Genomic DNA, 477 nt, shown 5'->3' with positions numbered 1-477 from the left:
GCAGTGGCGCTGCACAACGTGGCCAACGGCGCGCTGAGCGCATCGAGCCTGGATGCGGTGAACGGCTCGCAGCTGTACGAGACGAACACCAACGTGTCGAACCTCGCGGGCAATGTGACGAACCTCGCCGGTGACGTGACGACGCTGCAGGGTGACGTGACGACCATCAACGGCCAGATCACGAACATGCAGGGTCAGTTGGCCGATGCAGTGCTGTACGACTCGTCGGCACATGACTCGGTGACGCTGGGCGGCACGGGTGCCACTTCGGCAGTCGCGCTGCACAACGTGGCGAACGGCACGCTGAGCGCAACGAGCCTCGACGCGGTGAACGGCTCGCAGCTGTACGAGACGAACCAGAGCATCTCGGACCTGGCTGGCGACATCACGAACATCAACGGCACGATGGCAGATGCCGTGATGTACGACTCGTCGGCACACGACTCGGTGACGCTGGGCGGTACGGCAGCAACGTCA

1 pseudogene is annotated in these 477 nt (G+C 63.9%); it reads left to right on the top strand.

The features are described from left to right. Window positions 1–477 (top strand): annotated as a pseudogene (locus U5A58_RS40515) (hypothetical protein); the annotation flags it as partial.

Source organism: Paraburkholderia sp. J7 (assembly GCF_905220155.1).
Lineage (GTDB): Bacteria > Pseudomonadota > Gammaproteobacteria > Burkholderiales > Burkholderiaceae > Paraburkholderia.
The sequence above is the reverse complement of the archived record's forward strand: the minus strand, read 5'-3'. Positions and strand labels throughout refer to the sequence as shown.